We start from the raw sequence: 265 nt of genomic DNA on the forward strand, positions 1-265 counted from the left end.
CGCCGACAAGCTCTTGCCAGCCCAGCTTGCGCCGGCGTGTCAGCGGATGGCCGCTGCGCACGACGACCAGCAGCCGCTCGTTGCCCAGTTCCTCGAAGCTGTAGCTGCTGCTGTGGGCCGCAGGGCTGCGCCGCGCAATGGCCATGTCGATGCGGCGCTGGTCCAGCAGGCGCAGCACCTGGTCGCTGGTGTCGCCCATGATGCGCAACCGCAGCTGCGGGCTTTGCGCCTTCATGCGGGCCACGGCAGTCATCACCAGGTCGGG

1 protein-coding gene is annotated in these 265 nt (G+C 69.4%); it reads right to left on the minus strand.

From position 1 onward, the window contains the following. The coding region (locus V0R37_RS22385) for a LysR substrate-binding domain-containing protein (RefSeq protein ID WP_420376593.1) at positions 1–253 on the minus strand (253 nt) is incomplete at its 3' end. Between the last annotated feature and the right edge of the window lie 12 nt (positions 254–265).

Source organism: Pollutimonas rozaliensis, assembly GCF_048751585.1.
In the GTDB taxonomy this organism is placed as follows: Bacteria; Pseudomonadota; Gammaproteobacteria; order Burkholderiales; family Burkholderiaceae_B.